This is a genomic window from Vibrio sp. Hal054, assembly GCF_037162405.1.
Lineage (GTDB): Bacteria > Pseudomonadota > Gammaproteobacteria > Enterobacterales > Vibrionaceae > Vibrio > Vibrio diazotrophicus.
Map to the genome: position 1 here is coordinate 708,546 of NZ_JARLUT010000002.1, position 20,017 is coordinate 728,562.

At 44.6% G+C, this 20,017-nt stretch carries 19 protein-coding genes; 8 read left to right on the top strand and 11 right to left on the bottom strand.

The genetic code is table 11. The annotated features are described in order from the left end of the window. Both P4S58_RS19185 and cra read right to left on the bottom strand, forming a co-directional pair. Positions 1 to 1,137 carry an exonuclease SbcCD subunit D gene (locus P4S58_RS19185; RefSeq protein WP_337165231.1) on the bottom strand — a complete coding sequence of 379 codons (1,137 nt, stop codon included), beginning with the start codon at positions 1,135 to 1,137 and terminating at the stop codon, positions 1 to 3. A 177-nt stretch (positions 1,138 to 1,314) separates the two neighbouring features. Next, positions 1,315 to 2,295 (bottom strand): catabolite repressor/activator, encoded by a 981-nt coding sequence (gene cra, locus P4S58_RS19190; protein ID WP_042482883.1) that lies wholly within the window; start codon positions 2,293 to 2,295, stop codon positions 1,315 to 1,317. A gap of 324 nt (positions 2,296 to 2,619) precedes the next feature. Here cra and fruB point away from each other — a divergent pair, with 324 nt between their 5' ends. From fruB to P4S58_RS19220, 6 genes are all read left to right on the top strand, one after another. Beyond that, positions 2,620 to 3,759, top strand: a complete 1,140-nt coding sequence (fruB, locus tag P4S58_RS19195) for a fused PTS fructose transporter subunit IIA/HPr protein (RefSeq protein WP_102965253.1) — start codon at positions 2,620 to 2,622, stop codon at positions 3,757 to 3,759. Between the two features lie 25 nt (positions 3,760 to 3,784). Next, positions 3,785 to 4,744, top strand: coding sequence for a 1-phosphofructokinase (gene pfkB / locus P4S58_RS19200; protein ID WP_042483396.1), 960 nt, complete (start codon positions 3,785 to 3,787; stop codon positions 4,742 to 4,744). Between the two features lie 17 nt (positions 4,745 to 4,761). Continuing rightward, a complete protein-coding gene (gene fruA, locus P4S58_RS19205; RefSeq protein WP_102962504.1) occupies positions 4,762 to 6,504 on the top strand; it encodes a PTS fructose transporter subunit IIBC in 1,743 nt (580 codons plus the stop codon). A gap of 322 nt (positions 6,505 to 6,826) precedes the next feature. Then, complete coding sequence (locus P4S58_RS19210; RefSeq protein WP_269348377.1) at positions 6,827 to 7,225, top strand: hypothetical protein; 399 nt, start codon at positions 6,827 to 6,829, stop codon at positions 7,223 to 7,225. Between the two features lie 22 nt (positions 7,226 to 7,247). Continuing rightward, positions 7,248 to 7,619, top strand: coding sequence for a DUF6404 family protein (locus P4S58_RS19215; RefSeq protein ID WP_102969587.1), 372 nt, complete (start codon positions 7,248 to 7,250; stop codon positions 7,617 to 7,619). A gap of 14 nt (positions 7,620 to 7,633) precedes the next feature. After that, positions 7,634 to 7,975 (top strand): hypothetical protein, encoded by a 342-nt coding sequence (locus P4S58_RS19220; protein WP_102969586.1) that lies wholly within the window; start codon positions 7,634 to 7,636, stop codon positions 7,973 to 7,975. 56 nt (positions 7,976 to 8,031) lie between these two features. Here the strand turns inward: P4S58_RS19220 and P4S58_RS19225 are convergent, their stop codons facing one another. The 4 genes from P4S58_RS19225 to nrdD form a co-directional block, all read right to left on the bottom strand. Beyond that, the gene (locus P4S58_RS19225; RefSeq protein ID WP_337165233.1) at positions 8,032 to 8,730 is read right to left on the bottom strand and encodes an ATP-dependent zinc protease family protein; all 699 of its coding nucleotides are present in this window, start codon (positions 8,728 to 8,730) and stop codon (positions 8,032 to 8,034) included. Between the two features lie 28 nt (positions 8,731 to 8,758). Then, positions 8,759 to 9,940, bottom strand: a complete 1,182-nt coding sequence (locus P4S58_RS19230) for an amino acid aminotransferase (RefSeq protein ID WP_102954284.1) — start codon at positions 9,938 to 9,940, stop codon at positions 8,759 to 8,761. A gap of 127 nt (positions 9,941 to 10,067) precedes the next feature. After that, positions 10,068 to 10,535 carry an anaerobic ribonucleoside-triphosphate reductase-activating protein gene (nrdG, locus tag P4S58_RS19235; protein WP_337165236.1) on the bottom strand — a complete coding sequence of 156 codons (468 nt, stop codon included), beginning with the start codon at positions 10,533 to 10,535 and terminating at the stop codon, positions 10,068 to 10,070. 18 nt (positions 10,536 to 10,553) lie between these two features. Continuing rightward, positions 10,554 to 12,674, bottom strand: coding sequence for an anaerobic ribonucleoside-triphosphate reductase (nrdD, locus tag P4S58_RS19240; RefSeq protein ID WP_042482864.1), 2,121 nt, complete (start codon positions 12,672 to 12,674; stop codon positions 10,554 to 10,556). A gap of 308 nt (positions 12,675 to 12,982) precedes the next feature. Here nrdD and P4S58_RS19245 point away from each other — a divergent pair, with 308 nt between their 5' ends. Beyond that, positions 12,983 to 13,879 (top strand): endonuclease/exonuclease/phosphatase family protein, encoded by an 897-nt coding sequence (locus P4S58_RS19245; protein WP_337165238.1) that lies wholly within the window; start codon positions 12,983 to 12,985, stop codon positions 13,877 to 13,879. Positions 13,880 to 14,014: 135 nt separating this feature from the next. Here P4S58_RS19245 and P4S58_RS19250 read toward each other — a convergent pair whose 3' ends face one another. The 5 genes from P4S58_RS19250 to P4S58_RS19270 form a co-directional block, all read right to left on the bottom strand. Beyond that, the gene (locus P4S58_RS19250; protein ID WP_337165240.1) at positions 14,015 to 17,182 is read right to left on the bottom strand and encodes an efflux RND transporter permease subunit; all 3,168 of its coding nucleotides are present in this window, start codon (positions 17,180 to 17,182) and stop codon (positions 14,015 to 14,017) included. Between the two features lie 2 nt (positions 17,183 to 17,184). Then, a complete protein-coding gene (locus P4S58_RS19255; RefSeq protein ID WP_337165241.1) occupies positions 17,185 to 18,189 on the bottom strand; it encodes an efflux RND transporter periplasmic adaptor subunit in 1,005 nt (334 codons plus the stop codon). Between the two features lie 114 nt (positions 18,190 to 18,303). Then, complete coding sequence (locus P4S58_RS19260) at positions 18,304 to 18,762, bottom strand: YeeE/YedE family protein (RefSeq protein ID WP_180980259.1); 459 nt, start codon at positions 18,760 to 18,762, stop codon at positions 18,304 to 18,306. 100 nt (positions 18,763 to 18,862) lie between these two features. Then, complete coding sequence (locus P4S58_RS19265; RefSeq protein WP_102962500.1) at positions 18,863 to 19,282, bottom strand: YeeE/YedE family protein; 420 nt, start codon at positions 19,280 to 19,282, stop codon at positions 18,863 to 18,865. Positions 19,283 to 19,316: 34 nt separating this feature from the next. After that, positions 19,317 to 19,622 (bottom strand): ArsR/SmtB family transcription factor, encoded by a 306-nt coding sequence (locus P4S58_RS19270; protein WP_102965248.1) that lies wholly within the window; start codon positions 19,620 to 19,622, stop codon positions 19,317 to 19,319. Positions 19,623 to 19,778: 156 nt separating this feature from the next. On the opposite strand from P4S58_RS19270, the gene P4S58_RS19275 reads away from it, so the two are divergent. Continuing rightward, complete coding sequence (locus P4S58_RS19275) at positions 19,779 to 19,964, top strand: YgaP family membrane protein (RefSeq protein WP_042482844.1); 186 nt, start codon at positions 19,779 to 19,781, stop codon at positions 19,962 to 19,964. Positions 19,965 to 20,017 lie beyond the last annotated feature (53 nt).

Here is a 20,017-nt window from a genome sequence, read left to right on the forward strand (position 1 = left end):
CTATTCCCCTTGCTTCAATGACTGGATAACAGCGCTAACAGCTTGCTCTTGAGCTTCTGTTAATGCTTCCTGCTTGGCTTCTAAGAAGAAGTCTTTAAACATCTCCATTTCTCCGCGAGCAAGACGAGCTTTGCCCATTTCCTGATCGACACCAATCAACATGCCCGGCTTTTCAAGGTGCAATACATTTGGGTAGACTTTGCGCAGCTTTTCCATTGGGTCGAGAATGGCATGCTTGTCTTGCAGACGCACCAGCAGGTAATCATGGCTATTGGGGTCCGTTCGGCCTTGTTCTAAAATCTGGTCTAACTCGCCTTCAACAATTCGCATGTTATGAGGCGCATTGAGTGGAATTTGGCTGGCAGAGACAAAACCTTCTTTATTAAGCTCAACCAAAGTCATCGCTTTCTTGTGGTGCTGTTCACTGAAGCTGTACTTCATCAGTGAACCGGAATAACGAATATAGTCAGTGCCTTTCATTTGCGGCTGATGCAAATGACCAAGAGCCACATAATCAAAGGCTAAAAAGTGTTCGTGACTGACTCTGTCCGAGCCACCGATCGAGAGTGGGCGTTCTGACTCTGACTCAATGGCGCCATCAACAAAACAGTGGCTGATCAATACGTTTTTCTGAGAAGGCTTATACTGCTCGGCAATTAATCCGCAGAGATGCTGATGCGCTTCGTCATGAGTGCTAACCGTAGTTTGATAGTAGTGACGTACCAGCTCAGGATCGTTATAGGGCATGCCGTAAAAAGCGACTTCACCGGCTTGTTCACTGGTAAGAACCACTGGCTCAAGCATATGTTCGAAATCTGCAATGATGTGCAAACCGGATTGCTTCATCTGTTTCGCCGCAAAGCCTAATCGCTTTGCTCCGTCATGGTTGCCCGGTATGACAAGCATAGGAACGCCAAGCTCTCCACAAATCTTGGTGACAACGTCATCCAACAACTCAATGGCATGTGTTGGAGGAACGGAGCGATCATAAACATCACCGGCGAGCACTAAAGCATCAACCGAGTTGTGTTTTATGTAATCAACGATTTGAGATAATACGTGCCTTTGATCTTCAAGTAGCGACACGTTATGAAACTGACGGCCTAAGTGCCAATCTGAGGTGTGAAGAAACTTCATGCCTTTCCTGTGCAACGAACATTTTTTAAAATAGTTGCCGAATATGATACCCGTTTTACGAACAAATGCGACGCTGAAAAGGCAAAGAGTGAGTGATGATGCAAGAATGATTACCCTTTGTATTTCATCAACGAAATCAAAGGGCAATCAGGATCGAGATTTATTTGAGCGCTTATCTTACGCTCTGACTTTCAAACGACGTGGAACCAACTCAACACCGGATTGATAGCGTTTTGCTGAAGCATTTAGCGCAAGCGCCAACGCGCTGTCGGCAATCACTTCAAACTGTTGCGGTAGCGAATTGATTTTCACTGGAAGAAAATCCAATAAGCGGTTGTCACCAAACGTTGCTAAACGAATTTTTTTCAGCAAGTCAGGATGCTCCATCAACACATCTAATATGCCTTCCAGCAGAGTATAAGAGGTCGTCACTATCGCATCAGGCAAGCGCTCTTTCTTTACCCATTGTTCAAACACTCTGCGCCCTTCTTCACGGTTAAAGTGTTCGCCATAACCCAGCATAAATTCGCGCTGGTTTGATTTAACAGCAGACTCAAAACCAAGCTGACGCTCCTGAGAAATGTTCAGCTCGGGTAACGCACCAATTAAACCGACAGTTTTTACATTGTCTGTCAAAAGCGAAGATGTTAAGTCGTAAGCGGCACCGTAATCTTCACTGATCACACAGGCGAAGTATTCGTCATCCAACGGACGGTCAATCGCAATAACTGGCGTACCCATGTTTTGCATTTTTAAGTAGTAGTCACTGGCGTTTGGAATTGAACTTGCTACAAAAAGAGCATCTATTCGTCTTGATACCAACGCTTCTGCTGCACTGATTTCAGTTTCAGGATCATCATCAGAACAAGCTATCAAAATCTGGTAGCCCGCTTGTCGAGAGTTTTGCTCAATCAATTTTGCAAGTCGAGCATAACTGGTGTTCTCTAGATCCGGAATAATCAAACCGAATGAACGGCTGTTACCCGCTCGCAAAGAGGATGCCGCGTGGTCAGGGCGGTAATTGTATTCATTAACCACAGCCATCACTTTTTGCTGTGTCTTTTCACTAATGCGGTACTTCTGGGCTTTTCCATTGATCACATAGCTTGCAGTCGTTTTCGAAACTCCAGCTAATTTTGCGATTTCATCTAGTGTCATATCAACTGCTCTATTTATGTGCGGCGGATCATAGAAACAATTTTTCGATCCTCATTGGTGTTGAATTATACGCTGAATCGATTCAGTATAAAAGCTGAAAGGATTCAGCAAAGTTGGGAATTGATAACGGTGTCAATGTTTACGGTAAAATTCTCAACAATCGGTAGATGCACCACCCGATTGTAAAGAAAGTATCTTGGCAACTTTGCTGAATTTTTTGGACCAAATGCTGAATCGTTTCAGCCAAGGTTAAGCAAAAGTTACTACAATAAAAAAGAATTAAAAAATCATCCTGTCTAACTACGACAGAAGAAGGGGCAAACAATGCTGCAATTAACCACTCAAAATATCCAACTTAGTCAAGCTCACGCTAACAAGTTGGACGCAATTCGCGCTATCGCTGCCGACCTCACCCAGAAAGGTTTAGTCGACAATGGCTACGTTGAAGGCATGTTAAACCGTGAAGCTCAGAACTCTACGTTCCTGGGTAACGGTATTGCGATTCCTCACGGCACAACCGACACACGCGATTTAGTGAAACAAACCGGTGTTGCTGTTCACCACTTCCCTAACGGTGTGAACTGGGGCGACGACAATACGGTTTATGTTGCTATCGGTATCGCTGCGAAGTCAGATGAACACCTGGGTATTCTAAAACAGTTAACCAAAGTGCTTTCTGCTGACGGCGTGGAAGAAAAACTGAAAAATGCAAAATCTGCAAATGACATCATTGCTCTGCTAAATGGTGAAGTTCAGTTCGAAGCCGATTTCGACGCTTCACTGATTCAACTTCTTTTCCCTGCAAGTGACATGGTGCAAATGAGCGCTGTGGCTGGCGGTTTGTTAAAGAATAGCGGCTGTGCAGACTCTGAGTTCGTTGCTGACCTAGTGACTAAGAAACCAACTCACCTTGGTAAAGGTCTATGGGTTGTGAGCAGTGACAAAGCGGTAAAACGCACAGGTATGTCTTTCGTTTCTACTGCTAATCTTTGTGAATGTGACGGTTTACCAGTTAAAGCACTTGTCGCGTTCGCTGCATGCAATAGCGCACATGAAAATATGCTGAACACACTGTCGCAAAAAGTCTTTGCTGGCGAACAAGACGTGTTCTTGAAAGCAAACTCTGAGCAACTACTGGCTCTTTTCAGCAACGAAGCGGAAGAAGAAAAGGTAACAGAAGCGACTGGCGATAATGTTGCTGTATTTAAGATTAAGAACTCACACGGTCTTCATGCTCGTCCGGGCGCGATGCTGGTTGCTGAAGCGAAGAAATTCGAATCTGCAATCAAAGTGTCTAACTTAGACGGTGACGGCAAAGTTGTTAATGCTAAGAGCTTAATGAAAGTGATTGCTCTGGGTGTTAAACACGGTCACCAACTTCAGTTCACTGCTGAAGGTCCAGATGCAGCTAAAGCGCTGGAGTCTATCGGTGCTGCTATTAACGCTGGCCTAGGTGAAGGTTAAGGGGCGACTTATGCTAAATAACGCCATGACAACGAAAGTCGTCACCATCACCCTAAACCCAGCGCTGGATCTTACTGGTAGCTTGGACACGCTCAACGTGGGCACTGTGAGCCTTGTTAAGCAAGGTTCACTGCACGCAGCAGGTAAAGGGGTGAACGTAGCGAAAGTGCTGAGTGACCTTGGTGCAGACGTTACTGTGACTGGCTTTCTAGGCAAAGACAATCAAGAGATGTTCTGTCAGCTGTTTGAAGAGATGGGTGCACATGACGAATTCATCCGCATTCAGGGCTCAACTCGTATCAACGTTAAACTCGTTGAAGCGAGCGGTGAAGTCAGCGACATCAACTTCCCAGGCATAAACGTAACCAACGAAGATATCGCGGCTTTCGAAGCGACTCTACTTCGACTTGCGCAAGACCATGATTATTTCGTTCTTGCCGGCAGTCTGCCTACCGGTGTTTCTCCAAGCTTATGTGCTTCTTGGATTGAAAAACTGCACTCACTAGGCAAACGCGTTCTGTTCGATAGCAGTCGTGATGCTTTGGCAGCAGGCTTGAACGCTCACCCTTGGCTGATTAAGCCAAACGATGAAGAGCTGTCTCAGTTTGTTGGTCGTGAGTTGGTTACTCCTGAAGAGTGCCGTACAGCGGCGGCTGAACTTGCAGAAAAAGGTATTGAAAACATTGTTGTCTCAATGGGAGCCAACGGAACCATGTGGCTAAACCAAGGCCAATGGCTTCATGCAAAACCACCACGTATGAGCGTTGTCAGCACTGTTGGTGCAGGTGACACTCTCGTTGCCGGTCTTTGCTGGGGTCATATGCAAAATATGGACAAAGAATCTTTAATCACATTCGCTACAGCATTATCTGCCCTTGCAGTTACGCAGGTAGGTGTGGGTGTGACTTCAGAAACTCAACTAATCACCCTACAAAAAGAAATCCAATTACAACCAGTTGGTACTTTTGAAGTATCTAACAAATAAGGACAGAAGGTCGTACTATGAATATTGCTATTATCACTGCATGCCCTAGCGGCGTTGCAAACAGCATTATTGCTGCAGGACTGCTTGAACAAGCCGCAAAATCACTAAACTGGACTTCCGTTGTGGAATGTCACTCTTCTGTGATTGAAGGCTACAAGCTTACCGATTCAGACATCAACAACGCTGAAGTCGTTATTATCGCAGCCAATACACCTGTTGATACTACTCGCTTTGTTGGTAAAAAAGTCTACCAAAGTGATATCTCTGCATGCACAAGTAACCCAACGGCTTACTTAAAAACAGCGGTTGAGCAAGCGTCTGAGCTTAGCGCAAGCGCTGCAACAACTTACCAAGCACCTGCGGCTCCTGCAGCAAGCGCGAAGAAGATTGTTGCTATCACTGCATGCCCTACTGGTGTTGCACACACTTTCATGGCTGCTGAAGCGTTGGAAGAGACGGGTTCTCGTCTTGGCCACAAAGTCAAAGTAGAAACACGCGGTTCTGTTGGTGCGAAAAACCAACTGACTGCTCAAGAGATTGCTGAAGCTGATCTTGTTATCATTGCTGCAGACATCGACGTTCCGCTTGACCGCTTCAACGGCAAAAAACTTTACAAAACCAGTACGGGTCTTGCTCTGAAGAAAACAGAACAAGAGATCAATAACGCATTCGAAAAAGCAACGGTTTACACCCAAGCTGAAGCTTCAAAAAGTGCTGAAAGCACTGGTGAGAAGAAAGGTGTGTACAAACACTTAATGACAGGTGTTTCTCACATGCTCCCAGTAGTAGTAGCGGGTGGTTTGATCATCGCACTGTCTTTCGTATTCGGTATCGAAGCGTTTAAAGAAGAAGGTACTCTAGCAGCGGCATTGATGACTATCGGTGGTGGTTCAGCATTTGCACTTATGATCCCTGTTCTTGCTGGTTTCATCGCGTTTTCAATTGCTGACCGTCCTGGACTTGCACCGGGCTTGATTGGCGGTATGTTAGCAAGCTCTACTGGCGCAGGTTTCCTAGGTGGTATCGCTGCTGGTTTCATCGCGGGTTACTCTGCGAAGTTCATTGCTGATAAAGTTTCTCTTCCTCAGTCAATGGAAGCATTGAAGCCGATTCTTATAATTCCATTTATTGCTAGCTTAGTAACTGGTTTGGTTATGATCTACATCGTTGGTGGACCAGTATCGGGCATCATGACTGCGATGACGACGTTCCTTAACGACATGGGTTCAGCTAACGCAGTACTGCTTGGTATTATTCTTGGCGCAATGATGTGTTTCGACCTTGGTGGTCCTGTCAACAAAGCGGCTTACACATTTGGTGTTGGTCTGTTGGCTTCACAAACTTACGCACCAATGGCAGCTATCATGGCAGCAGGTATGGTTCCGGCTCTAGGTATGGGCTTAGCAACTTTCCTTGCTAAAAACAAATTTGAACCTAGCGAGCGTGAAGCAGGTAAAGCATCATTCGTACTTGGCCTATGTTTCATCTCTGAAGGTGCTATCCCGTTCGCAGCGAAAGACCCAATGCGTGTTATCCCAGCATGTATGGCAGGTGGTGCGTTAACTGGCGCTCTATCAATGCTGTTCGGTGCAAAACTGATGGCTCCACACGGCGGTTTATTCGTACTAGCAATTCCTGGTGCTATTACTCCTGTGTTTATGTACCTAGTAGCAATCGCAGCGGGTACAGCAGTAACTGGCTTTGGCTACGCATTTTTCAAAGCTCGTGCTACTGACAAATCTGCGGTAACTGCTTCTTAAGTTAAGCTAAAACTAGAAGCTAAGCTCTAAGCTTAGCTTCTTATAAGTATCCAAGTCTTTGCCCCCCGAAGGCTGTTGCCAGTGACATTGTTCACTGGCTTTTTTGTTTTCAAGATAGTTTCCCGTACAACAGCAATTAGTAATAACCAACCTAAGTAACTCTACATATATTCGGGAGATGCATCGGACATTTCTTTTGAAAACGAAATCGTCTCTTGAACGGCATATTGAATCCAGCGAACCTACCGTCAGTCCATAGAAATAACATGGTTGTTTGTCATTTCAGGTTGTTTATCTATTCACTCAACAGTAGGAACCCAAAATGAAACGAGAAATACCGTTTTCCAATGACGTATGGAGTTTGAAAGATATATTAACTATGCTAGCTGGATTTATTACGCTCACTGTTGTTCTTAACTTTATTTTTGATACTTACACGTCGATAGAATCATTAGTCATCACCTCAGTCATTATGATCGCGGTTTATAGCATTTCAGCAAGATTCAGAAAAAGCCATTTATCCGTTTCCGATGGACAAGTATATCTTTATCAACTTCCCGCAACGTTAAAATACAAAAGCTCTATATTTGGCAAGCCCTACATCCAGATTACCTCACTCACGGAATCGGGGTATCACAGACTTAATATCAAACAACACGAAATAGCGCCAAAGGATTGGACGTTTCTTTTTAATCAATGCTCATCAAATCTGCCTAAATAAGTACCTACTTGAAGAGGTAAATATGGAAATTTCAGAATTTATTAAACTGCATTTAATAGAGAAAGGTGTTCCTCGGGATCTCACCAAACCACATATCAATATTTTTTCTCGATGGTTCGCCAATTCAAGTAAACCATTAGTTTTCCAGTCACCAATCAAAACCTTCTTTAAACAGATGCCCCTTTATAGTCTAACGTGGGGCTCACTAATGTGGTTTACCTCATGGTCTAATTCCCCTGAAGAATGGATAACCTATATTGTCAGTTCTTTGCTATTTGGAGCAATATTGGGACTGTATCACCCTTGCCGGATACATATGGCACATAAGAAGCTAGGAGCTATAAGCTGGGAAGAGTGGTGCTCAAGCAATTATGGTTTTACCCACCCCGACTAACCAAGGATGTAACAATGCAAATCTCTTCGCTTACTGAAATATTAACCATTCATGGATACAATTTTCAATTTGATCAAGGTAAGTACAAAGTGAAGCTAGGCGGTATAGCCAATAAAGTGACTGTATCCTGGGACTTAAGTCGCGAGTGCCTCAACTACTCATATGGACAAATACTTACACCTTCACTGACCATGCTTTGGGCAATGATTTCCATGTATAACATCACAAATGGCGAACTGGTTAGTGCTGTTTTATTCTCAGGTTTAACAATATTAGGCTCTCTAGTAACCATCATTACTGAAATAAAAGTGACCGAGCTGAAAAGGATATTAACTCCAGCTATACCCTTTCAGTGATTCACAAAAAAGCCAGCTTTCGCTGGCTCTTCAAAAGTTAAAAGTTATACGAAAACTTACTTATGTTTTGGCTGAATGTACTTACGGCTTACATCCACCAGCGCAACATCTTTAAAGAAGCTGCGACCTAGCAACACAGGGAAAGTCAGGTGGCTTCTGTCTGTAAGAGTAAATTCAGTATATTCTTTCAAATCACCGATTTGGATCCACGCCATAACCACAGCGCGACGTTGTGTGCCTTCTGCGCTTGACTGACGAATATCAACCCAACGCTCAACAGGTAAAGCAAACTCTTTGCTCATCACATCGTCGTGTGCAATCTTGAATTTTACCCAGTCTTTGCCATCACGTTCGAATGGTACAACGTCGACAGCACTCACTGAAGAAGTTGTCGCACCTGTATCAATACGTGCACGGAAGTTCTCTTTTAAGCCCGTAACATAAACCCACTCTTGCTCCCCAAGAATCAAACGACCATCCGCTGTCTTCTTGGCGTCCGCCACCACAGGTGGCTTAGGATCCGGCTTTGGTTGCTGTTCAGGTCTTACTTCCGGCTTAGGTTCAACAATAGGCTCAACCTTTGGGGTTATGGTTTCATATTTACTAAGGTCTCTTTCTGGTTGAGAAACCTCTTGTTTAGGTTCTTCAACTTGAACAGCTTGATCCTTTGCATCACCTTCATTAGACGTTGTAGAACAAGCCATTAAACCGCCACTCAGCATCAAAGGAATTAAAAATTTCCACTGTTGTTTCATTCGTTCACCTACTCAAACTGAAAAATATCTATAAAACTTTCATTATCGCATCCGCCACATAAGGGATGTCTTTTTCTGTTAAACCAGCAATGTTAATACGACTATCGGCAACCCCATAGATACCAAAGTCTTCGCGTAGTCGTAACATTTGCTCTGCTGTTAAGCCTAGCATAGTAAACATACCTTTGTGACTTTCTATGAAATCAAATTGTGAAGTATTGTGTTGATTTCTCAACTGGTTACATAAACTTTTACGAAGACTTAACAGACGTTGTTGCATTTCAACCAACTCATTCTTCCAAGTTATGGTTAATGCATCGCTTTGTAATACTGTTTTTACCAGCGCAGCGCCGTGGTCAGGCGGCATAGTGTACGTGGTGCGCGCCAATGTCAGAAGTTTACCTTTAGCATTCGTTGCTTCTGTCGCATTTTTTCCCAGTACCATGGCAGCCCCAGTACGTTCGCGATATAGGCCGAAGTTTTTTGAACATGAGGTAGTAATCAGCATCTCTTCTACACGTTCTGCCATGTGGCGAATGCCTTTTGCATCTTCTTGTAGGCCATCACCAAAGCCTTGATAGGCAATGTCTACAAAAGGCATAAAACCATTTTTCTGTGCTAATTCCGTTATCGCCTGCCAAGCTGCAAAATCTATGTCTGCCCCCGTCGGGTTGTGACAACAACCATGAACAACGACCACATCTTTTGGCCCCGCATGCGCCAAGTCCGCAAGCATGCGATCAGCGTTCACCATTTTGGTCTTTTGGCTAAAGTAGCTGTAAAACTTCACTTTAAGCCCTGCGGCTTCCATGATTGGTTTGTGGTTGACATAGCTAGGGTCTGTTAGCCAAACCGTAGTTTCTGGCTGAGCAAAATGCATGAGATCAGCAAGCATACGCAATGCCCCACTGGCACCCGGAGTCTGAATAACAGAGAGTCGATCACGCACTGGCGTATCACCTAGCACTAAATCCGCCATGCATTGGTTGAACTCTTCGCATCCTGCAAGGCCAACGTACGACTTTGACTTCTGTGTTTTCGCTACAATATCTTGAGCTTGCAAAATTGCTTGCATGATTGGCGTTTCGCCTAAGCTATTTTTATAAACACCAATGCCTAAATCGACTTTTTCAGTGCGAGGATCTTCGCGGAAAGCCGCCGACAGGGAAATGATTGGGTCAAGAGTTGGAGCAGTTAAATGAGAGAACATGAAAGTCACAGCCTTTTGAAATTCAAGTGGTGAGTTTCAAAGTAACACTATCGCTGAAACGGCTCAAGATACTTGTTTATTGGCAAGTTATTAGCTCCTTAAACGGAGCTAATAATTAAAATTATGCTTAAGATTTGAGGTAGTGAATGACTTGATTACTGCTGCCTCGCCAGTCTAGGCTCGGATCGGCAAGCTCTTTGATAAATTTGCCATCTATCAGCACATCAATGTATTCCAACACCTGTTTTTGAGCTTCGCTCAGTTCCGAGAGCAGATAACCCGTCCATAGCCAGATATCTTTATCGGTACATTCTCGCTTAACGCGTTTCACCAGATGAAGAATGGCAGAGACGTTTTGTGGATGCAGTGGATCACCACCGGACAATGACAAACCACGTTTCGGTATGCGGGTATCGTTCAAGTCCGCAATGATGCGATTTTCTAAATCTTGAGTATAGGGATGACCAGAGCGCAAAGACCATGTGCTCTGGTTATAGCAGCCTTTACAGTTGTGTTCACAGCCGGAGACAAACAGTGTACAGCGTGTCCCCGGTCCGTTGACCACATCAATAGGATGATATTGGTGGTAGTTCATTGCTCAATCGTATTTCGTTTAAAGGTGCTTAACGCGACGTTTAACTTCTTCTTGTTTACCGAAGTTGAACGGACGAGCATCAGGGCTACCCAAATAACCGCATACACGACGAGTGACTGATACTTTAGACGAATCATGGTTGCCACACTTCGGACATACAAAGCCCTTGCTGGTACATTCAAATTCGCCAGTAAAACCACAGTCGTAACACTCATCAATCGGTGTATTTGTGCCGTAATAAGGCACTCGAGAGTAACTGTAATCCCAAACGTTTTCTAACGCTTCAATATTGCGTTGCATGTTCGGGAACTCACCGTAACAGATAAAGCCGCCACTCGAAATTTCAGGGTAAGGCATCTCGAAATCGATCTTATCGTATGGGTTTACTGTTTTTTGCACATCCAAGTGGAAGCTGTTGGTGTAATAACCTTTGTCAGTTACACCCTCAATAACACCAAACTCTTTTGCATCGATGCGGCAGAAGCGACTACATAAGTTTTCGCTTGGTGTACCGTACAGGCTAAATGCATAACCAGTTTCTTCTTTCCATTGGTCAACGGCTTCTCGCAAGCGTTGAATAATATCAATTGCGTGTTGACGTAGAGTTGCATCGTCGTACACATGCCCGTCTGCACCAAACAGTGCAGTAATCGTTTCATGCACACCGATGTAGCCAAGAGAGATAGACGCGCGACCGTTTTTGAAAATCTCAGTAATGGAGTCGTTAGCTTTTAGACGAACACCACACGCGCCTTCCATATACAGAATTGGAGCAACACGAGCTTTCACTTTCTCTAAACGGCTGATACGAGTTTCAAGCGCACGGCGAGCCAGTTTCAGTTTGCCGTCCAACAGTTCGTAGAACTTATCTAAGTCACCATTCGCTTTCAAAGCGATACGAGGCAGGTTCAAGCTCACTACACCAAGGTTATTACGACCTTCGTGAACAAGTTCACCATTTTCTTCGTATGTATTTAGGAAGCTACGGCAGCCCATTGGAGTTTTAAATGATCCCGTAACCTCTACTACTTTGTCGTAGTTCAGAATGTCTGGGTACATGCGTTTAGACGCACATTCCAGCGCAAGCTGTTTGATGTCGTAGTTTGGATCAGCTTTCTTGTGGTTCAAGCCGTCTTTAATCGCGAATACCAGTTTAGGGAATACCGCCGTTTTGCGGTTTTTACCCAAGCCCGCTATACGGTTTTTCAAAATAGACTTCTGAATTAAGCGCGATTCCCAACAGGTACCTAAACCAAAACCAAACGTCACAAATGGTGTTTGTCCATTCGCCGTGTGAAGTGTGTTTACTTCGTATTCCAGAGACTGGAATGCGTCATAACACTCTTTCTCGGTACGTGCTTTAGCAAACTCTTCAGGGCTGTGAATATCCCACTCTTTGGCGATTTCTAAATGTTTCTCGTAGCTCGCAGCTACGTAAGGCGCAAGAATTTCATCAATACGGTTGATTGTAGTACCACCGTAGATATGGCTTGCAACCTGAGCGATGATTTGAGCCGTTACCGCTGTCGCAGTCGAAATTGATTTTGGTGTGTCAATTTCCGCATTACCCATTTTAAAACCGTGTGTCAGCATACCCTGTAAGTCGATCAGCATGCAGTTAAACATCGGGAAAAATGGTGCGTAGTCAAGGTCATGATAGTGAATATCACCTTCTTCATGAGCCTGAACGATGTCACGAGGCAGGATGCGAGTTTTCGCATAGTGCTTAGCAACGATACCTGCTAACAGGTCACGCTGTGTTGGGATCACTTTGCCATCTTTGTTGGCATTTTCGTTTAGCAGATCGGCGTTGCTTTCTTGAATTAAGCCTTCAATTTCTCTGGTCAACGCGCTTTGCTTTTCACGAGAAATATCGCGGTCATGGCGATACTCAATGTATGAACGAGCTAATGCTTTGTACGGACCTTGCATTAGCTCGTTCTCTACCATCGTCTGAATTTCGGCGATGTGAACTTCTTCGTAATCTTTCAATTTTAGTTCAACAGCAAGTGCGACATTAAGAGCGTAAATAGCCAACTCTTTATCCACATGATCTGCGGCACTTTCAACTGCAGATTGAATACGATCCCTGTTAAACGGGGCTTTAGAGCCATCACGTTTGATCACGATAGGTTTCAAAATTTCTCCTTACCCCAGCATACTCACAGACTTATCCACAAACACACTATATAGGGCTTTTTATTATCCAACTGACACTATATGTTGTGGCGTATTTAACCTCCGACATCAAGTTGGAGTATTGATATAGATCAATGGATTTGGACCACCGAGCAGAATTGATTCAAACTTACAGCTCAAGATCTCAAACTCGTAAGAAATGCTGCAAACCGCAAAAATTGTGATATCCGTTGTTGATTTTTTAGGAAGCCTGATAGATTAAGCGCTGCCGAAATCTCGATAAAAGACACGACACAAGGATTGAAAAAATGCGCCTATTTTATGCTCTATTTGTAAGTGTAATTTCCTTAGTGATGCCACTCACTGCGCATGCTGAAAAATTAACCATGAGCACTTGGAATATGGAATGGCTCACCGTCAATCCAAACCATAATGTCTATGAAGGGAAGCGAAACAATGACGATTTTTCTGCCCTGAAAGGCTATTTTGAGAAACTCAATGCGGATGTGATTGCTTTTCAGGAAGTCGATAGCATCGACGCATTTAAACGAGTAAGCCAACCCCATTACACTATCGTTCTGTCGGACAGAAAGATGCCGAAATATGCTAGCCACCAGTTTTCAGACATCAATCAATACACGGGCTTTGCCATTCGTAATAACGTGCCTTTTTCTGATCCCAAAGACATCGACTTGTACGGCAAAGCGAATCACAAACTAAGATTTGCTTCTTATGTCATTCTCTACCCTGATAGTGCCACACCTGTTCATGCGCTTTCATTGCATCTCAAAGCGGGTTGTGTAGGAAAATTCTATTCTCAGAAAGAGACTTGTCAGACTCTGTTAGCACAAGGAAAAAGTCTTAACCGTTGGATTAAAGAGCGTGAAAAACAGGGGCAGGAATATGTGATTATGGGGGATTTCAATCATAACCTGAGCTTTAAAGGCGACTGGTTGTGGCAAGAGTTTACTCAGGGTTTGAAACAGAAACCTGAACTGGCAACCCGCAATACTCAGGCTTTATGCAAGGTTCGCAAACGTAATGATGCTTCACAGCTGCATCAGTTTCGCTCCGTGATTGACCATATGATTGTTAGCCCTAAACTTAACGCAACGCCGCCCAAACAAATGGTCTATACAGACCAAGATGCGCTCAACTACCACCTAAGTGATCACTGCCCAATAGTGTCTCAGCTCAACTGGTAATGGATAACTGGTGATAGCAGAGACAGTAATAGCAGATACGGCGATTCAAAAGTGATAAACACAAAAATGCCTCACACTGTATTGGCTTACAATGTGAGGCATTAACACAAGTTAACTAACTACAAATCCCTGTACCTAAACTGGACTTTTTTCGAAGCGTTTTCTCATCACTACGTAGTATAGGACAGGGATAACCAACAAGGTCAAAATTGTTGATACGAATATCCCGAAAATCAAACTGATAGCCAAACCGTTAAAGATCGGATCATCTAGAATAAATACCGCGCCTATCATCGCAGCCAGTGCTGTCAACATAATAGGTTTGGCACGTACCGCCGCCGACTGAATCACCGCTTCTGAGAACTCAATACCCTCTTCCACTTGTTGATTGATAAAGTCCACCAGCAAAATCGAGTTACGAACGATAATACCAGCTAAGGCAATCATGCCGATCATTGACGTCGCCGTGAACTGTGCGCCTAATAGGGCGTGTCCCGGCATCACACCAATAATGGTGAGCGGGATTGGTGCCATGATGATCAACGGCACTAAATACGACTTAAACTGCGCTACAACTAATAGGTAAATCAGAATCATACCGACAGCGTAAGCGATACCCATATCGCGGAAGGTTTCATAAGTGATTGTCCACTCACCATCCCACAGTATAGAAATGCCGTTTAAACCATCTGGCTGATTGATGTAGTACTGGTCAACTGCCATTGCTTTGTCCAGTTTACTGCCCACATTAAACATACCGTACAGTGGGCTATCTACGCTTCCCGCCATATCACCGACGACCATGACCATAGGCACTAAGTTCTTATGCACAATGTAATCTTCCATAGGCGTTTGACGAACTGACACCAAATCAGACAGTGGATAAGCGCTACCCGTCATGCTGCCCACTTTCATATTCAGCACTTGTTCTAAACGCACTTTTGCTGTTTCACTCGCCTGAATCTGAATTGGAATCGGGTACTTACTGTGCTCACTGTGCAAATAAGTCACAGGTTTTCCGCCAATCGACGTTGCTAAGGCATCAACAATCGAAGCATAAGGCACTTGGTAGTGAGACGCTTTGCTTCTGTCGATCACTACTTGCCATTTCTGGTGCAGTTCTGGCAGGTACATGTCCACATCGACAATATCCTGAGTAGTGCGGAACACTTCTCTGACTTGTCTTGCAGCTGCATTACGAATCTCCGGTGTTGGGCCATAAACTTCCGCCAATATCGGAGACCAGACAGGAGGACCCGGTGGTACTTCAACCACTTTCACCTTACCGCCAAATTTATCTGCAACAGCTTTTAATACAGGGCGTATGGAGCTGGCGATTTCATGGCTGTCTCGGTCACGCTCTTTACGTCCAGCAAGGTTAACCTGAATGTCGCCCTGATTCGCCTGATTGCGCATAAAGTAGTGACGAACCAAACCATTAAAGTTGATCGGTGCGGCAGTACCCACGTAGATTTGGTAGCTTTCCATCTCTGGCACTTTGTTCAGCTCTGCGCCCATTTCAAACAATACGCGCTGAGTTCTCTCCAGAGACGTACCTTCCGGCATATCCAGCACAACTTGAAACTCTGATTTGTTATCAAACGGCAGCATCTTCAATACAACCGCTTGAAACACAGGTAGCAGCATTGATCCAGCAATCAAAGCCAGAATAGCCAACAGCAGCATAAAACGATTACGCCCCTGATTTTTCGCCGTCACAAACGGAGTCATGATGCGATGGAACACTGTGTTCGTTGCACCGCCTTCTTGATGACCATGCGCCGCGGGTTTCAAGAAATGCCCAGCCAGCCAAGGCGAAACAATAAATGCCACCGCTAATGAAATCAGCATGCCCATGGATGCATTGATTGGAATCGGGCTCATATATGGCCCCATCAAACCAGACACAAATGCCATAGGTAAGAGTGCCGCGATGACCGTTAATGTCGCGAGAATGGTTGGCCCACCAACTTCATCAACCGCTGGTGGGATCAACTCGCTCAGCTTTTGCTTACCCATTGCCATATGTCGGTGAATGTTTTCTACCACCACGATCGCATCATCGACCAGAATACCGATTGAGAATATCAGTGCGAACAATGAGACTCGGTTGAGTGTAAAACCCCATGCCCATGAAGCAAATAGCGTGATCATCAAAGTAACCACAATCGCTAAGCCTACTACTGCCGCTTCGCGCCAACCCATGGTTAGTACCACCAAGATAACCACCGCAGTGGTCGCAAACGCAAGTTTACCAATCAGAGTGTTACTTTTATCCGCGGCGGTTTTACCGTAGTCACGGGTAATATCGACATCAATACCTTGAGGAATAAGCTGGTTTTCTAACTCAACCAAGCGGGACTCAATAGCGTTCGCTACATTTACCGCGTTTTCACCACCTTTTTTGGCAATCGCCAACGTCACCGCTGGATGAATACCTTGCTTATCACTGGTCCACACATTTTGCGTCGGTGTGTTGACCCCAAATTTCACGGTCGCGATGTCTTCCAGATACACAGGGGTATTGTTGTGTAAGCCAACAACCAGTTGTTTAACTTCTTCCACACGAGTGAGGAACTGACCGACTTGAACCGGAAATTGTTGGTTATCATGAGTGAGTGACAGCATGGTCGAACTTGAGTTCGCTGAAGGCAGATGCTGATTAAGTTGATCAAGCGTGATACCAAAGCTGTTCATTTTCACCGGGTCAAGACGCACATCAACGATGGTGTTGTGCCCACCCACAGTGTAAATATCGCGAGTACCATCAATGCGCTTCAGTTCGGTTTCTAAACCGTGAGCGACTTGAGTCAGCTGCTGCTGATCGAACTCACCGCTCTTATCAGCCAAAGTGATGGTCACAATAGGCACATCTTCAATGCCCTTCGGTTTGATAATAGGTTCACCTACCCCAACACCTTGAGGCATCCAATCCTTGTTGGAATACAGTTTATTGTAGATACGAACCACAGCGTCATTGCGCGTTACACCAACATCAAATATGGCAACAATCATCGCGCCGTCAGGCTGAGAGAAAGAGTAGATCTTATCTATACCCTGAATTTCAGAGATCACTTGCTCCGCAGGCGTGGTTACTAAGCTTTCAACCTCAGCAGGAGAAGCGCCGGGGAATGGAATATAAACGTCTGCAAATGTCACATCTATTTGAGGCTCTTCTTCTTTTGGCGTCACAATGACCGCGAAAAGCCCCATCAACAGCCCGACTAAAGCGAGCAAAGGCGTCATAGCAGAATTTTGGAAGGCCGCGGCAATGCGACCCGAAATGCCGAGTCGTTTGTCCATAATTACTTACCTTCTGCGTTAAGAGCGGTAGTCGAAATGACGTCGCCTTCTTCAAGGCCAGACAACACTTCGGTGTAGTCGCCATAGGTTTGCCCTAATCGCACTGGATTAAGCACTCGGCTGTCATCCTGAATTCGGTATACAGAACTCAGCTCGGCTCTGCGAACCACTGAACTGTTCGGAATCAGAATCGTGTATCTGTTGCCGTAATGGAATTCAGTCTTCACCCACATGCCCGGAACAAAAGTTGAGATATCTTCAGGTAAGTTCAGACGGATTTTAAAGGTGTGAGATTGCGGGTCCGCATAGCTGAACAAGCTGTACTGCGTTGGAAGTATACGTTCACCTTGAGGCGAAACGACTTCAAACTGAGCAACATCAGAAACTGAGGGTTGGTAGCGTTGAGGTATCTCAGTCTCAACACGAAGTTTATCAATCGAGAAGCCACTGACAAGCGGGGTTCCCGGAGCAACGGTTTCACCCAGTTCAACGTGTCTTTGAGTCACAACACCGTCATAAGGTGCGGTCACACTGGTATAACCAAGAGATTCTTTGGCCTGAGCAACCGCTGCTTGAGCAGACTTCACCGCTGCAGATGCACTGCGAGCTCTTGCTTCAGCAGAATCCATCACATCTTGTGAAATCGCGCCTTTGGGGAAAAGTTGACGATAGCGTTTCACTTGCGCTTGGGCTTCTCTGTCTTGCGCAATCGCACTTGCCAACTGAGCCTGAGCAGCATCTAGAGAAGCGGATTGCTGAACAGCGCTGATTTCCAACAACACTGTTCCTTTTTTCACGTAGTCATTAACATCGACATTTAAGCCAACAATACGGCCCGATGTTTGTGAAGCTACAGTACCTTGATTAATGGGCTGAACCACGCCATCAAGTTGCACAACTTGCGCGAGTGACTCACTCTTTACGATGTAACGTTCACTGGCTTGTTCTGCGTTCGCATAGCCAGTGCTGGCGAGTGCCGCAGCAATACTCAAAGTTAACCATCTCATAAGTCACTCTCCTTAGTGCTTAGATACCGCTAGCTACTATTTCATTTATATAAGTTTCGTTTGTCTAAGTCGTTACCTATACTCGATTTCTATACCACTAATAGCATAGTGCGACTAAGCAGTTTGTGATTCAGCATGTTTACTATTATTAATACAGATCAATAAGTTCGTTGCACCTAGACCAACCATCATGCAAGCGAAGAAAATCCAAGCACCTGAATTACCCAGTGCTAGGCTTGAAACCACAGGTCCCGGGCAAATACCCGCCATCCCCCAACCCAAGCCGAAGATCGCCGCACCGCTAAGTAAACGACCATCTACTGTTTTGTTCGTGGCTAAACAGAATGTTTCAGCATTCACTGGCTTTTGTTTTGGCTTAATCAGTAGGAAGTAAGCAGGCATAAACACCATCAGTGCGCCGCCCATGACAAACATCAAACTCGGGTCCCAATTTCCAGCCACATCAAGGAAACCCAAAACTTTTGCAGGGTCTGCCATGCCAGAAATGATCATACCAATACCAAACAACACGCCAGCCAACAGAGACGTTAATCGAAACAACATATTATTCATTTGAATGCACCTATCAGTTTTAAATAAACCCAATTCTTAAACCAATCTGGTTTTTAACTCACTGAGTTTTAAGCTTATGTTTTAGCTCTAAAAACTAAAATTAAAGAACATGGAAACGGACAAACACCGTTACTGCTGCTACTGCCATAAATACGCAGGTAGCGACGATAGAACGTTTAGATAAACGCCCGATGCCACAGATACCATGTCCGCTAGTACATCCGTTACCTAAACGGGTACCAACGCCAACTAATAGGCCCGCAATTGCGAGCATCGCACTACTTGTTTCGAACTGAACTGGAGCTTCACCACCGAGCATTAACGCAGCCAGTACACCACCAGAAATCATCCCCAGAGCAAACAATAGTCGCCACGCGAAATCTTTCGTTTTTGGTGTCATCAAGCCAGTTAAAATACCGCTGATGCCTGCTACTTTTCCGTTCATTAGCAACATCAATGTCGCTGAAATACCTAATAATATGCCTCCGGCTAAAGATTCCCATGGAATGGAAAACGCCATAACTACCTCTATAGATTAAGTTTTAAATTGAAAATTATTGTCCACAAAATGTCGTTTGTAGACTTTGAATCAGTTGTGTTACACGGTTGTCTGCGAGTGAATAAAACACTTGTTGTGACTCTTTACGAGCCTTGATAAGACCATGTTTACGTAACACGGTTAAGTGTTGAGAAAAAGCAGACTGGCTCAATGCTGAGCCTTGTTGCAACATACCCACACCGACTTCACCTTTTGTCAGTTGGCATAAAACCATTAAGCGCTCTGGATGCGCCATAATTCTTAGCAGTTCAGACACTTCCGCTGCATTTTGCTTCATTGTATTAATGTCGACAGCTTCCATCGTCTTACCCTCATTTAACTCGATGAATTAGATTTTACTAATAAAACTACATTAGTCAATGCTTATTTAGTAATTATAAAATTAGTTAAATTAACATTAGACATTTCTAATAAATGACTCTATAGTGAGCTCGGTAATCCAACGGAGGGTAATATTATGACTATTGAAAACGGTGTAAGACTATTAGCGGGCAGTATGATACTGATCTCAGTAATTTTGACTGCATTCGTCCACCCTAACTTTGTTTGGTTGACGGTATTTGTCGGTGCCAACCTGATTCAAAGTGCCTTCACAGGGATATGTCCAGCAGTTTATTTTCTGAAAAAATTAGGCTTACGTTAGTCGCTCGTCACAAGGCTGACAAAGTGCTTTGTTAGCCCTGCGAGCCAGAACAA